A 14,442-nucleotide genomic window follows, 5' to 3' on the forward strand; every position below is an offset into this window, starting at 1 on the left:
GTGAAATATCGAACTGTCACGTGCTCAACCGTATTGACTTATACCGGGGAAACAGATTGCCTTTACCAGGCTGTAGCTTTGCAGCCACAGCCCAATAACTCCCAGCAGAATTGAATCCACTGGGAGGAAAGAACATTAATCAGTCGCCCTGGACCAAGAAGGCCGGAAAAGTCTTAATTTGTCTCGCCATGTATGGATATTTATCCTGCCGATAATTGCAGCTCTAACGGGTTAGGGTTGCACTACTAGTACATCCGTTCCCTCCCGGAGCATTTAATCTGCGGATATAAGAACTATCCACTTTAGTTTTCCAACTCCGGCGTCTACAGACCACATCACTTACTTCTCCCCCGTTGCTACCCACGAAACCCAAAGACGCTTCTTGGGCCACAATACACAAAGCCCGCAGGATCCAAATTGAAGCCTGCGGGCGTGATGTTGATGTCCTCAACATCGAAGCGAGAGAAGAAGGTCTAGCGTTGCTGGAAGTAGCTAAGCAAGCGCAAAATTTCGGTGTAGAGCCAAACCAAGGTGACAGCCAGGCCAAGAGCTACGCCCCAAGCATAATTCGAAGGAACGCCCTGGCGAATCATCTTGTCAGCAGCATCAAAATCCGTCATGAATGACAACGCCGCGAGACCAATGCACAAGATGGAGAAGACAATTGCCAGCATGCCACCATCACGCAGTGGGCTGTTACCGGTAAAGATGGCCAGGAGGAAGTTACCCAAGGCCAAAAAGGCAACGCCAAAGATAGCACCAGTAACAATCTTGTTAAAGCGTGGAGTAACCTTTACTGCCCCAGTCTTGTAGACAAAGAGCATGCCCAAGAACACGCCGATGGTCCCCAAGATTGCTTGGCCGATAAGCGCGCCAGCATTCGCATTGCCAACGAGGAAGCCGGAGAGCAGCAAAGAAAAGCCGCCGACAAACAGTCCTTCTAAGGCTGCATAAATTAAGGTGACAGACGCCGAGCCCCACTTCTTAGCAAAGGTTGCTACCAGCACGGTGATAAAGCCACCGATACCGCCAACAACGGTCAGCCCGATAGCGATGGTTGGATTAACATAAACCGCAATCCCAAAGTTCACGACTGCGAATGCAATAATGACGGCCAAAGTGATGCCAGTCTTGGTGACTACGTCATCAACGGTCATTGGTCGGGTCGCTTTTGCCGCCTTACCCGAATACTCGGAGTTATAAGGTTGACCGTAGCCATAGTCAGCCTGTCCACGTGTGCTGTTATTAGACAGCGAATTCATTACCGGGTTGCTAGAGCGCAAGGGAATCCCGATCCTTTCTAGAGAAATTATCTTCTTCCTTATTCATTGAGTTCAACGAACACAGCGCTCAAGAAGTTCCCATGTCACCAAAATTTACGCGCACTTTATTTACGCGCACGGATAGATAAGGGGCCGTTGGCTTTGCCTGGTAGGACGTATGCCCTGGGCGGTGGGCGTATACCCACCGCCTGCATCGACGAGCGAATGCGAAAAAGCCAGGCTAGAAAGTCTCTAACCTGGCCAATTGTGCCCCCAGTCGGACTCGAACCGACACTGGATTGATTTTAAGTCAACTGCCTCTGCCATTGGGCTATGGGGGCGTGCATAAAGCAGCACGTAGGCTACGCGCCGAAAGCACTGCTTTAGTTTATAAAACACTTTGAAGAAAAGGAAACTCGGGGTCCCTTAATGCTGTTTTAAGAGTACATCTCCGCGACAATTGTGGCGGTCAGACCATCCAGAATGTCCTTTTCGCTGATATAGAACGAACGCACAGAGCTGTTGCGCTCAATCATCTGCATGATACCTTCCACGGCTACTGAACCGCCACCGATAACATCAGCGCGGCCTGGGTGAATAACAGGATTTAGCGCACGGGTCTCTGCTGACTCGGCGATGAGCTGCTTGGTCAGGACGCGGAGGGCATCGAAACGCAGCTCCGAACCGTGGATGAGCTCAGCGTCGTAGCTTTCCAAGCCCTGTGCCAAAGCAGACAGCGTGGTAAAGGTGCCTGCGCAACCGACAAAAGTTACAGCCTCACTGATAGGAACAATCTTTTCTACCTCAGACATGCGCTCTGCGACGTAGTCCGAAGCAATCTCCACCTCAGTCTCCGTCGGCGGATCCGAAGGCATCATGCGCTCAGTGATGCGCACGCAGCCCATGCGAGCTGAGTGCGAACCGATAATCTCACCGTCAGCGCTACCCACAATAAATTCTGTCGAACCGCCCCCGAGGTCAATGACGCAATATGGGCTGCGGTCCTTGGAAAGATCCCGCACCGCACCTTGGAAAGACAGCAATGCTTCTTCTTCCCCGGAAATAACTTCTGCGCGCGCGCCGGGCTGGATTTCCCCCAGCAACTCTTCAGTCATTTTGAAGAATTCCTCGGCGTTGCCCACATCGCGAGTCGCCGAAGTAGCAACCATGCGGACACGTGTAACGCCCTCAAATTTCATCTGCTGCACGTACTTTGCAAGAGCGACGCGAGTGCGCTCAATTGCCTCCGGCTGGAATTCGCCATGAGCATCTACGCCTTGCCCAAGGCGAACAATCTCCATTGAACGGTGGACGTCCCGAACGCTGCCACCGGGGCGCACATCGGAGATAAGTAGGCGGATAGAATTTGTGCCACAATCAATGGCTGCTACACGAGTCATTTTAAAAGCTCCCCACCTTAGGCGTTAGAAAAATCAAACTGGTCCAGGTCGATCCCTAGCTCCTTAGTCGTTGGCCAATCCTGTGGGATGGCAGACCCGCGAAGCTTACCATGATCAGCAGCCATGGCCACTGCCTCTGTGCCAAAGCGGAAGTGCTCTGGCCCCTCTGCCAAGGCATAGGCAATCAAGACGTGCAGGCACTTCACACGGTCTGGCATGCCGCCGCCGGAGAAATCAGTGCCAAGATTTTCCATCGCGTTGCGCTCTTTCAAAAAGTGCTCATGCGCATTGCGGTAGTCTGCCTGCAACTGCTCGTCTTCTTCCAGACGAGCTTCCATCCACTTCATAACGTGAGCCACTTCAAGGCGCGAGGCCTCAGCGGTCAGGCGCGGGTCGGTCAAGTAATACAGCGTTGGAAAAGGTGTTCCATCCGGCAATTTTGGAACAGTTTTAATCACTGCCGGCTGGCCATCAGGCGTGCGGTAAGAAATATCAACAACACCGCGGGGTTCACGGCCGAGCTGTTCGGTAACAATGGAGAGATCTGCGTCAGATACGGTCATGCCGTCATTATTCCATGTACTTCAATTGGGAACTAACTAAAAGGTTTTCAATGGACACTTTAGCGTGCATATTCAAAACTTCGACGTTCGAATAACAGTTCGATAACAAGGGTTGCGAAGGCGTGTGGGCGAGCTAAGATAGGTAGCAGAAGTTTAGAACACTTTAAAATGGAGAGGGGGCTAGCCATGAAGAATGCAACAATCGCATCGAACATAAAGGATGCCGTAAATCTTGTGATTGAAGGCGTCGATAAGCTGTGTGCAGCATTTGAACACATCGAAGATGTTGATTTCTACAGGATTCACACGGATTTCGAACGCTTTGAAGAATCACTCCACCGCAAGACTTTGCTCGATGCAGCATTCGCTTTCATGGCTGAGCGAGACGACGCTGGTCGTCTCGTGGGCTCTTCCCGCTCTACTGACTATCTCACTAAGTGTCTCGGACTTACCCACGCGGAAGCTGCCATGCGTCTTACTGCGGGTAATAGTCTTTACGGCAAGATCACCCCGGATCCAGTTCCAGATCCGGAGCCCGTTGAACAAGAGCCAATTGCCGAACCTGATGAAGGCTTAAGCGAAGAGGAAAAAGAGCGGCAACGCCAAGAAGCGGAAGAGGAAGCGCAACGCAAAAAGAAAGAGGCTGAGGACGCAGCTCGACGTGAGCACGAAAAGGCCAAAGAGGAAGCTGAACGCCGCGCTGAGCGTGAACGCAAAGCCCAAGAAGAACGACGCCGAAAGATGGCTGAAGAGGCAGCGAGCGCAGAGATTGCCAAAATTATTGAGCAAGAGCTTCGCAATTTAAACAAGTACGCCCAGCCAGGACCTCAGGAGCTCCGCGCAAAGGCTATGGAAGAGTCAAAGAAGCGGTCCCCTGAAGACTTACGCAAGTGGCTTCGCAAGCGGGTCACCAATGCGAACGCCGCGGGAAACATGCCTAATGGCAAGAAAGACCCTTTTGCTGCCACCCGTAAACGCAATCTCTGGATGAGTGAGCCGGATGCCGACGGAACGGTGCAGTTATCGATCCGCACCGATGCTCTCGGCGCAGCCTTGCTGGCTAAAGTACTCCTTCCTGCACAGCGCCCCGGCGGTCCAGAGCTTCCTCCGGAGGAGGACAACCGTACGTTTGGGCAGCGCCGACACGACCAACTGATGGAAGTATGCTCGCAGTACGTTGAAGGCAAGGACCCGAAGTCTGGACTTGGTTCCATCGTTGTGTCTGCGACACTAGATGACCTTGAAGCCCTCTCCCCCGAATCAGAGTTTATGACTGACACAGGACATAAACTCACCGTCTGGGATTTGGTGAGACTCTCACAAGGAGCCAGCGACTACCTGGCGATTCTCGACCCAGAGGATTTCCAACCGCTAGCACTAGGAAGAACAAAGAGAACTGCATCATTTGCGCAGAAACTCGCACTTTTGGCCGCGGAACTTTGTTGTTCAGCCCCGGGATGCAATAGACCGATGGCAGAAACCGATGTTCACCACCTAGTGGCATGGCAGCATGGAGGAGCAACCGATATCCGGAACCTCACGCTGCTGTGCAGAAGACACCACGTGGATAACAACGATAATCATGACTTCCGCAATGGCATGGGGCACTCGGAACGGGATCCCTATACCGGGCGGGTGGGTAAACGAATGCCCGGCGAAGATGGCCTAATATTCAACGAATCTGCAACAGCGGAAGAATCTGCAGCGGCTCAGTTTAGACGGCGAGCTGCCCAGCGAGGTACCCAAGAAGCAGACGAGGGTCCGCCGCCGACAGCGAGCGAGGCAGAGGGCGCATTGTTCGATATTGATACAAAGCGCGGGCCGGTAAGACGGGCTTCGTAGGTACCTGGTTAGTTAAACGCATTCAAGGCGAGGGAAAGCGGGCTTCCGCTTTCCTGTTTTGCCGATCTTCCTAGCTTGCTGACTCACAGAAGGTTTGTCCCCGGAGTTTTTGCCTTCCGGAGGGCGCCCTTTTTGGCGGCTACTGCTTGGCTGCTGCTGGTCGGGAGCTGCTGTTTGGCACGAATTTGTGGTGGGAAGGGACTATTGGCCGGAAGGGACTTCGCCCGGCGGCATTTCTCCGACTGGGTCCGGAGCGTCTGGTTCTTCTTCAACGACGTTGCCTACCGGTGCGTCACCTTCTTGGTTGCCGTCGCCGGCTGGGGAACCTTCTTCTGGGGAGCCACCGTTGGAGTCATCGCCTTCTGTAGCGCCATCAGTCGAGGTGCCGTCAGCGGGAGCGCCACCGGCAGGAGTTTCTTCTGCCGGGGTTTGTTCACCCGGAGAGTAATTTGTGGCCACTGGGTCTGGGGCTTCGGCAATAGAGTCCCACAGAACTTCGTGCCAGTTGCGGCTTTCGGCTTCGGCTTGTTCGTCGGTGGTCACGCTGTCGCCGGAGGTGATTTCGGGATCCAAGATGCGGAAAGCGACCTCGCCCTCCTCAACAACACCGAGGCGACGCCGTGCCTCTTGTTCAATGTAGGCATCGCTTTTGTACTTATCGATCTCGGTGAGCAGGCGCTCTTTCTCGTCCTGCTTGGCCATGATCGACTCATCCAGGCGGATGATCTCAGTTCGGCCCTGGTAGTAGTTGCGCAGGGGCACGGCGATGACAGCAAGAATAAGCAGCGCGACCAGAACCAAGACGCCGAAGCCGACCAGGTCGAGGCGGTTGCGGGTGCGTCCAGTCCCCGCAGGGCTGGTCTTGGACTTGGAAGTAGCTTTGCGGTCAGCAGCACGCGAAGCCACCGGTACGGTGGTCCGGGATTTCTTGGGTTTCTGCTGTTTCTCGCTAGCCATAGATTTCTCATCCTAGCGCCGCGAAGGCGCGAACTCACGTGGCACGCGTGACAGAAGTGAAATACTCATAAAATTGCCAGGTTAAAAGTCGCGGCGATCCGCCGCAACGATGGTTCGAGTTCGTCGACAAAGCTAATCCCATGAACAAACCCCAGTGCGAAAAATGGCACTGGGGTTTTAAAAACCTAGTGGGCTCGGTGCCCGTAAGGTTTACTTCGTTTACTTCTGGAAGCGAGGAAATGCAGAACGGCCGGCGTAGACGGCGGCATCGGCAAGCTCTTGCTCAATGCGAATGAGCTGGTTGTACTTTGCAACGCGCTCGGAGCGAGCTGGTGCACCGGTCTTGATCTGGCCACAGCCAAGTGCGACTGCCAGGTCAGCGATGGTGGTGTCCTCGGTTTCACCGGAGCGGTGGGACATCATGGTGCGGAAACCGTTGCGGTGCGCCAGGTCGACGGCGTCGAATGTTTCGGACAGGGTGCCGATCTGATTGACCTTGACCAGAAGTGCGTTGGCGGCCTTCTCGTCGATACCACGCTGCAGGCGGGTTGGGTTGGTAGCAAAGAGGTCGTCGCCGACGATCTGTACCTTGTCGCCTACCTCAGCGATAAGCGTGGTGTAGCCTGCCCAGTCATCCTCATCCAGTGGGTCCTCGATAGAGACGATTGGGTACTGCTCGATGAGCTCGGCGTAGACCTTGGTCATTTCCTCAGCGGTGTGCTCGCCGCCCTCGAAGTGGTACTTACCGTCCTTGTAGAACTCGGAGGAAGCAACGTCAAGAGCCAAAGCGATGTCTTCGCCGAGCTTGTAGCCAGACTTTTCAACGGCTTCAACGATGAGGTCAAGTGCTGCCTTGGTGGAGTCTACGGAAGGAGCGAAACCGCCCTCATCACCAAGACCGGTGGACAGGCCCTTGTCCTTGATGACGGACTTGAGGCTGTGGTAGACCTCAGCGCCGACCTGCAATGCTTCCGAGAAGGTTTCCGCGCCGATTGGGGCGATCATAAATTCCTGCACGTCCACGCCGGAGTCAGCGTGCGCGCCGCCGTTGAGGATGTTCATCATTGGAACTGGCAGAATGTGTGCGTTTGGGCCGCCAATGTAGCGGTACAGAGGCAGACCAGCAGACTGCGCAGCAGCCTTGGCCGCAGCGATGGAAACGCCGAGGATGGCATTCGCGCCTAGGCGGGACTTGTTTTCGGTGCCGTCCAGGGCAATCATTGCCTGGTCGATGAGACGCTGGTCATCAGCCTCGAAGCCAACGAGCTCATCAGCGATTTCTTCGTTGACGTTTTCAACTGCCTTGAGCACGCCCTTGCCCTGGTAGCGGTCACCACCGTCGCGCAGCTCGTGTGCCTCGTGGACACCGGTGGAAGCGCCCGAAGGAACACCTGCGGTGCCGTGCGCACCGTCTTCCAGAAAGACTTCTGCCTCTACGGTTGGGTTACCGCGGGAGTCCATGATCTCTCGCGCAAATACGTGCAAAATATCGGCCATATCCGATTTCACTCCTAGTTCCACTAGTTTTCAATATGCGGTGCGCAGCTTACCGTCACGCACGCTACAGCCTACCGGGTTAAGTGGCAGGCCTCATCGCACCTTGCAAGTAATTCTTCCAGAACGGTGCATATAATGACAGATTCGGGGAAAATTTACGGATATTTCGTGGCTAGTTCGCCGGCTGGCCTATGGCATAGGAATTAGCTGCGCGCGCCACACGTGAGACGTAATCGTTGGAATAGTTATAGGAATAAATCGCGTCCAACCAGTCCTGTTCAGCGGAAAGGTCGCGGCCGTGGGAGCACAGGAGGTTGGCGGCCGAGAGTGCAGCATCATCAATTTGCTGCGGGTTGGGGTAATTATCACCGTCGGCGTCGCGGCCGTGGCGCGCCCAGGATTCAGGAATAAATTGCATCGGACCTACGGCGCGGTCAAATTCGGTGTCGTTATCAAATTCGCCGCCGTCGGTGTCGAGGATCTTTGCTGTGTTATTGGTTCCGTCCAGTGGAATACCGATAATCGGCGGGTCGGCGTAGCCATTTTCATCCAGCTTCGAAGGCTTGAAGAAGTTGCCACTGTAGGTACCGTGACGAGTTTCCACCCAGCCAATTCCGGCGAGCGTATTCCATCGCAGATTGCACTCAGGCCAGGATTGCTTGGCGATGAGCTCCGCGTTTCCATAGGCACGCAGAGCCTGGGGGTCGATGCCGGTTTGTTCCGCTAAATCGGCAGCCCAATAGGTCAAACGGTCAGCGGTGCGGCCGGGCGCGTTGACGTCTATTTCCGCTACCTCGGCGGGCGCGGTGGGCGGAACATCTTCTGGCACTGGCTGCAAGGTCCGCGAAGGTGAGACTCCGCGGTTTGAAAAGCTGTCAAAAAGCGCGGTGCCAATCAAGATCACTAAGGCTCCAACGAGGATAACTGCGATCACTACGCCGCAGCCACACCCTCTCACCAGGGTTCGTTGAGTCTTGTCAGTCACCCCGGGAATTCTACCTAGTTGTCGAAGCGGGCCATAATGCCCCACCACACCCTATGACCTTCACAGCGCTCCCTCAGATAGAACCCAGCTGGAAGTTATGACATTTTCATTAACTTTTATCACTTTGATAGATTTCTTTCACAGTGTGGGTTAGGCTCAGTACCGTTATTTGTGGCGCTTCGCCACACCTTTCACTGGTGATTAAAGGGGTTAAAAATGAAAATTCGTCGCATTCTTGCATCGACGGCACTGGCGGGCGTCTTAGGACTTGGCGCGATGACTGGTGCATCTGCTTTGGATCTGGGCAATATCGGTGCCGCTGACAAGGTGGCAACCGGGCTGATCAACAACGCGAAGTGCTCCGATGTTCGCGGCGCGCTCGATACCCTGAACGCCACCAACGGCGGACGCATCTACAACAAGGAAACCACCCGCAATGAGCTGGTGCAGAACCTGCGTCAGGCCAGCGGCACCAAGGGCAACCCCACCGATCTGACCACCCTGGCGGTCACCAAGTACACAGGCCAGGTTGCAGATAAGGCGCTCGAGTGTGGCATCGTCAAGCCAAATCCTGCGACGCCTTTTGGCTCCAGCGAGCTCAACACCGTGCTCAATGATTTTGGCCCACAGCTGTTTGATCTCTCCAGCGAAGCCCTCAAGCCAAAGGCTTAAGACCTAGGCTCATTTACGGGTGTTCTTCTCAGCTTGCGTTAGCGCAGCGTGCGCAAGCTCGGCGCGCTTGCCTTCTTGCCACAGGCGGTCTTGGGTTTCTATGTCGACAACGAACACGGTGCCATCGAATAGATAGGGCGCGCGGCTGCGCAGCTTGTCGATGAAAGCTTGCGCCACGTCGTTGATGCCAAAGGCTCCGCGCCGGCTGGCGATTTCGGCGTGGAATAGGACTTGCAGGAAAACATCGGCAAGCTCTGCTTTCACCGTGGCATCATCTGCGCCGCTAGAAACCGCTTCGGCGAATTCGGCGGCCTCTTCTTTCAGGTATGGAAGCAAGGTCTCATGGGTGTGCGAGCGCTCCCACTCCCCCAGAGAATAGGCGCGGTGCATGACGCGCTGCGCTTGGTAGACGGCATCCTCGCGCGAAGGTACCGCGTAGACCTGCGCGCCGGCGTCGATGCGCTCGCGAACCTCGGGAAGGTCTTCATCAAAGGCGACGTAGAGCTCGTCCGACTCGCTATCCGATGCATCAAGGATTGCGCTGATATTCCACTGCACCTTGACGGGGACCTCGGGGTGGAAAGTGACCGGTCCTGATAATTTGCCCACCCACTCCATCGGAATCAAAGTAGGCCAGCGTTCATCGAGTAATAATACGGTCATGAACTCGCATTCTATCTAGTTGCTTACAGAGATAATATTCTTCCCGCCCTTGGCACCAGACTTGGTGGTCACCGAGGTTTGGCGTTTGCCGCCGGTGACATCCACCTCAGATAGATCGAACATCTGCGACAAGAAATCTGCCATCCACTGCAACAATTCCACATCGCGCAGCTTCGGCGCGGTCACATTCCGACCTGCCTTCGGGAACGATACCTGAATAGCCTTCGCTGCCGCGCGGTAGTTGGAACCTGGGAACAGGCGTTTGAGGCGAACCTGCTTGGAATCCGGCAGGTCGACTGGGTGGATCTTGATCCGGGTGCCCTGCACCGTGATGTCCGTAACGCCTGCGGCGCGGGCCTGGTGGCGCAGCCGCGCAACGGCGAGCAGCCGTGCGACTTCTTCGGGCACTGGACCGTAGCGGTCCTCCATCTCTTCCACTGCCAAGCGCAGGTCCTTTTCGTCCTGGCTGGCAGCGAGCTTGCGGTAGACCTCCAGGCGCAGGCGCTCTGAATTGATGTAGGACTCTGGGATGTGGGCATCGACAGGCAGGTCGATGCGGATTTCCTTCGGCCCATTATCTGTCGCCTTAGGCATCTCGCCGCGCGCGAGGGCCTTGAAGGCATCCACTGCCTCAGAAACCAGACGCACGTAGAGGTCAAAGCCAACGCCCGCGATGTGGCCGGATTGCTGCGCGCCCAGCACGTTGCCGGCACCGCGCATCTCTAAGTCCTTCATCGCCACGGCCATGCCCGCGCCCAAGTCGTTGTTTTGGGCAATCGTAGCCAGGCGGTCGTAGCTGGTCTCGGTCAAGGTCGCGCCCTTGGGGTACAAGAAATAGGCATAGCCGCGCTCGCGCGAGCGGCCGACACGTCCGCGCAGCTGGTGCAGCTGGCTAAGACCCATGTGGTGTGCGTTTTCCACGATGAGTGTGTTCGCATTGGAGATATCCAGGCCGGTTTCGACGATGGTGGTACACACCAGCACGTCATATTCGCGGTCCCAGAATCCCTGCACGGTCTTTTCCAGCAATTCCTCATTCATCTGCCCATGCGCGACCACCACGCGCGCTTCGGGGACGAGGTCGCGTAGTTCGCGAGCCTTCTTTTCAATGTCGGAGACCTTGTTGTGAATGAAGAAGGTTTGGCCGTCGCGCAAAAGTTCACGGCGGATGGCCGCAGCAACCTGCTTGTCTTCATAGGCGCCGACATAGGTCAGCACGGGGTGACGGTCTTCTGGCGGGGTGAGGATGGTGGACATCTCGCGAATTCCCGCCATGGACATCTCGAGGGTGCGCGGAATCGGGGTCGCTGACATAGTCAGCACGTCAACGGATGCTTTCAGCGCCTTGATGTGTTCTTTGTGCTCCACGCCGAAGCGCTGCTCCTCATCGACGACAATCAGCCCAAGGTTTTTCCAGTGCACGCCGGTTTGCAGCAGGCGGTGCGTGCCGATGACCACGTCGACTTCACCGGTTGCAAGCTGCTTGATGATTTCTTTGGAATCCTTGGTAGAGGTAAAGCGTGAAAGCACGCGGATCTCGACGGGGAATCCGCCCATCCGCTCGGCGAAAGTGTCATAGTGCTGCTGCGCCAACAGGGTCGTTGGGACCAAGACTGCGACCTGTTTGCCGTCTTGGACGGCCTTGAAAGCAGCGCGCACGGCGACTTCGGTCTTGCCGTAGCCCACATCGCCGACGATGACGCGGTCCATGGGAACCTGAGATTCCATGTCATGCTTGACCGCATCGATAGCCATCATCTGGTCTTCGGTCTCCACATAAGGGAAGTTATCTTCCATCTCCATTTGCCATGGAGTATCCGGCGGGAATTGGTGCCCTGGGGAGGCTTGGCGTTTGGCGTAGAGTTCCACCAGCTCGCCGGCGATTTCGCGCACCGCAGCGCGCGCCTTCTTCTTGGTGTTCTTCCAGTCCGAGCCACCCATCTTCGATAGGTGTGGGGACTCGCCGCCGGTGTATTTCGACAGCATGTCCAATGAGTCCATGGGCACCCACAGCTGGTCCGCGGGCTGGCCACGCTTAGAGGGCGCGTATTCGAGCACGATGTATTCGCGGCGCGAGGATTCATCACCCGATTGGATGGTGCGTTCCGCCATCTTTAAGAACTTGCCGATGCCGTGGGTTTCGTGCACAACGAAATCGCCCTGCTTCAGAGCCAAAGGATCAACGCGGTTGCGGCGCTTGGCTGGCCGGCGCTTAGCACCTGCGATATCGCCAACGCGGTTACCAGTCAGGTCGGTTTCGGTGACTACAACGAGTGGTAGCGCAGCAGCGTCGGTGTGCTTGCGCACCTTCGGAAAGACGAGGCCCGCATGGCTGAGTGCCTGATAGAGGGTGACTTCTCCCGGCGAAGGTTGCCAGCCCGGGGTTGCAACCTTGGTGGGGATTCCCTTTTCAGCAAAGCGTTCCACCATGCGCTTGATGGCGCCTTGCGCAGGCGCGATGAAAGCAGCGCGCCCACCGGCTTGGGTGTGCGCGAGCAGTTGCGCCATCATCGCATCGATTTCTTTGATGTCTCCGCGCGGGGCCGGACCAGGTTCAAAGTCCAGCGGCAGCGTATCAGCCTCATCGGCGATAAACATCCCCGTCGGCGCAAAAGTCCACTGTGGCAGGCCGGCCTTTTCGCAGGAGGCTTCCAAAGATTCATAAGAGCGGTAGCTCGAAGCTTCGGTGTCCAATCCCTTGGTCGCTAGCGGGCCATCCGCGCCCATCGCCGCGGCTTCCCAACCGGCCGCCATGAATTCGGCGTCGGTGGATTCTAGGTCAGCTATTCGGGTGCGGATTTTCTCCGGCGCAATCAGGACCACGTGGGTACCTGCGGGCATAAAATCAGTGAGAGGCACCATCTTGGCATCGGAAAGCACCGGCAACAGCGCTTCCATGCCCTCAGCCGGAATGCGCTGGCCAACCTTGCTCAACAATTCAACGAGAGCAGGATTGCCAGGATGCTTGGTGGCTAGGACGTCCGCACGCTTGGCGATGTCTTCGGTAATCGGCAGCTCACGCGCCGGGAAAACCTCCACGGAGCCGACTTCAATTTCGGGAATGGTGCGCTGGTCAGCGATGGAGAACTGACGAATATCGGTGACCTCATCGCCCCAAAATTCCACGCGGACCGGATAGTCCAAGGTCGTGGGAAAGATATCAATAATGCCGCCGCGCACCGCGAATTCGCCACGCTTGGCCACCATATCCACGCGTGAATAGGCGCGGAATTCCAAAGCACGCACGATATCTTCGAGCTCATATTCGCCCTCTTCGCGCAAAATAATCGGCTCACGGCCCATAACCTTCTCCAGCAACGGCTGGGAATAACCGCGCGCGGCTGTCACGACCACATCGAGTCGGCCTTGTTCTAGCTGGTGCAGGATTTGTGCACGCTTGCCGATGATATCCGCGCCCGGGCTCAAACGCTCATGCGGCAGGGTCTCCCACGCTGGAAAGTATCCGACCTTCTGCCCCAACATCGCTGCTAGTTCTGCCGTGAGGTCTTCTGCCTCACGCCCGGTAGCGGTGACCACCAGCACCGGTGCGTGATGCGCGAGCGTACCAATCGCCCACGGTCGCGCCTGGTCAATACCGGTGATATGCAGCTTGTCCTGGCCAACGTTATTAGCAAGGCCTTTCAGCTTCGGATCAGAGGCTGCTACCTTGAGCAGTCCGGCGAGCATAGCTGGAGAGTTAGACATGATGATTTCTTCTAAGCTTCCGTTTGATCAGGGGTCGCGGGGGCATCGATAAGCTTTTGCGACCCCAGCTTGGGACTGGTTTCTAGTTTCGAAAGGCCATTCCAGCACAAGTTCACTACGTGGGCCGCCACTACTTCCTTGGCCGGTTGGCGCTCATCCAACCACCACTGCGCGGTCATCGAGACCATGCCGACGAGCGCTTGGGCATAAAGCACCGCGAGGTTTTCATCAAAGCCGCGATGGGTAAAAGCGGTACCCAGGATGTGAGATACCTGGCTCACAGCGGTATTGAGCAAGGTGGAAAAAGCCCGGTCCTGCTTGGAACTGGGATCGCGCACGAGGATCATAAAGCCATCGGTTTCTTCTTCCACGTATGTTAGCAGCGCCAATGCTGCTTGCTCGATGCGCTCGCGCCAACTGCCGGTGGAAATCGATTCGGTGATGCGGCGTTCCAAATCTTGCATTTCGCGGTCGACGACGACTGCATACAAGCCTTCTTTTCCGCCGAAGTGTTCATACACCACGGGTTTGGACACCTTGGCGCGGGCGGCGATATCTTCCACGCTGGTGCCATCGAATCCTTGTTCCGCGAATGCCGAACGCCCAATGGAAATCAGCTGCTCGCGACGCTGCTTACCAGTCATCCTTTGTCGTGCCATGCCTACAGCTTAGCGAAGAAGCCTACTTCCCCCGCAAGGCGGCCTACACCTGCACCAACCCTGCCATCGGGGGATCTTGGCCGGGGCAATTTAGTTCCGCGCGAGCGGTAAGGTACGATATTTTCGTACACGAGCGCACTGCCAATATGCATCGCCCGTGATTCCCCATGGTGTAATCGGCAACACTACGGTTTTTGGTACCGTCATTCTAGGTTCGAGTCCTGGTGGGGAAGCAAA

Annotated in this window: 11 protein-coding genes and 1 tRNA gene; 2 read left to right on the plus strand and 10 right to left on the minus strand. The window is 56.2% G+C overall.

Features of this window, described 5'->3' with window-relative positions; genetic code table 11:
* Positions 1–473 precede the first annotated feature (473 nt).
* The 4 genes from CSTAT_RS08810 to CSTAT_RS08825 form a co-directional block, all read right to left on the minus strand.
* Entirely contained in the window at positions 474–1,283 is an 810-nt protein-coding gene (locus tag CSTAT_RS08810) for a Bax inhibitor-1/YccA family protein (protein ID WP_066795160.1), read from the minus strand.
* 247 nt (positions 1,284–1,530) lie between these two features.
* Positions 1,531–1,603, minus strand: a tRNA-Leu gene (locus CSTAT_RS08815).
* Between the two features lie 96 nt (positions 1,604–1,699).
* Positions 1,700–2,662, minus strand: coding sequence for a Ppx/GppA phosphatase family protein (locus CSTAT_RS08820; protein WP_066795199.1), 963 nt, complete (start codon positions 2,660–2,662; stop codon positions 1,700–1,702).
* 17 nt (positions 2,663–2,679) lie between these two features.
* A complete protein-coding gene (locus CSTAT_RS08825) occupies positions 2,680–3,225 on the minus strand; it encodes a DUF501 domain-containing protein (RefSeq protein WP_075723135.1) in 546 nt (181 codons plus the stop codon).
* 186 nt (positions 3,226–3,411) lie between these two features.
* Between CSTAT_RS08825 and CSTAT_RS08830 the strand changes: the two genes are divergently transcribed.
* On the plus strand, positions 3,412–5,067 hold the full coding sequence (locus CSTAT_RS08830) for an HNH endonuclease signature motif containing protein (RefSeq protein ID WP_075723136.1): 1,656 nt from the start codon (positions 3,412–3,414) through the stop codon (positions 5,065–5,067).
* A 201-nt stretch (positions 5,068–5,268) separates the two neighbouring features.
* On the opposite strand, the gene CSTAT_RS08835 is transcribed toward CSTAT_RS08830, so the two are convergent.
* From CSTAT_RS08835 to CSTAT_RS08845, 3 genes are all read right to left on the minus strand, one after another.
* Positions 5,269–6,024: a septum formation initiator family protein gene (locus tag CSTAT_RS08835; protein WP_075723137.1), complete on the minus strand. Its 756-nt coding sequence runs from the start codon at positions 6,022–6,024 to the stop codon at positions 5,269–5,271.
* Positions 6,025–6,243: 219 nt separating this feature from the next.
* Complete coding sequence (gene eno, locus CSTAT_RS08840) at positions 6,244–7,521, minus strand: phosphopyruvate hydratase (protein ID WP_066795210.1); 1,278 nt, start codon at positions 7,519–7,521, stop codon at positions 6,244–6,246.
* 172 nt (positions 7,522–7,693) lie between these two features.
* Positions 7,694–8,506 carry a lytic transglycosylase domain-containing protein gene (locus CSTAT_RS08845; RefSeq protein ID WP_075723138.1) on the minus strand — a complete coding sequence of 271 codons (813 nt, stop codon included), beginning with the start codon at positions 8,504–8,506 and terminating at the stop codon, positions 7,694–7,696.
* Positions 8,507–8,722: 216 nt separating this feature from the next.
* Between CSTAT_RS08845 and CSTAT_RS08850 the strand changes: the two genes are divergently transcribed.
* Positions 8,723–9,178: a hypothetical protein gene (locus CSTAT_RS08850; RefSeq protein ID WP_075723139.1), complete on the plus strand. Its 456-nt coding sequence runs from the start codon at positions 8,723–8,725 to the stop codon at positions 9,176–9,178.
* A 9-nt stretch (positions 9,179–9,187) separates the two neighbouring features.
* Here CSTAT_RS08850 and CSTAT_RS08855 read toward each other — a convergent pair whose 3' ends face one another.
* The 3 genes from CSTAT_RS08855 to CSTAT_RS08865 are packed head-to-tail and all read right to left on the minus strand — an operon-like array spanning position 9,188 to position 14,205.
* Positions 9,188–9,841 carry a MazG nucleotide pyrophosphohydrolase domain-containing protein gene (locus CSTAT_RS08855; RefSeq protein WP_075723140.1) on the minus strand — a complete coding sequence of 218 codons (654 nt, stop codon included), beginning with the start codon at positions 9,839–9,841 and terminating at the stop codon, positions 9,188–9,190.
* A 15-nt stretch (positions 9,842–9,856) separates the two neighbouring features.
* A complete protein-coding gene (gene mfd, locus CSTAT_RS08860) occupies positions 9,857–13,528 on the minus strand; it encodes a transcription-repair coupling factor (RefSeq protein ID WP_075723883.1) in 3,672 nt (1,223 codons plus the stop codon).
* A 29-nt stretch (positions 13,529–13,557) separates the two neighbouring features.
* Complete coding sequence (locus tag CSTAT_RS08865; RefSeq protein WP_066795219.1) at positions 13,558–14,205, minus strand: TetR/AcrR family transcriptional regulator; 648 nt, start codon at positions 14,203–14,205, stop codon at positions 13,558–13,560.
* Positions 14,206–14,442 lie beyond the last annotated feature (237 nt).

Source organism: Corynebacterium stationis (genome assembly GCF_001941345.1).
Lineage (GTDB): Bacteria > Actinomycetota > Actinomycetes > Mycobacteriales > Mycobacteriaceae > Corynebacterium > Corynebacterium stationis.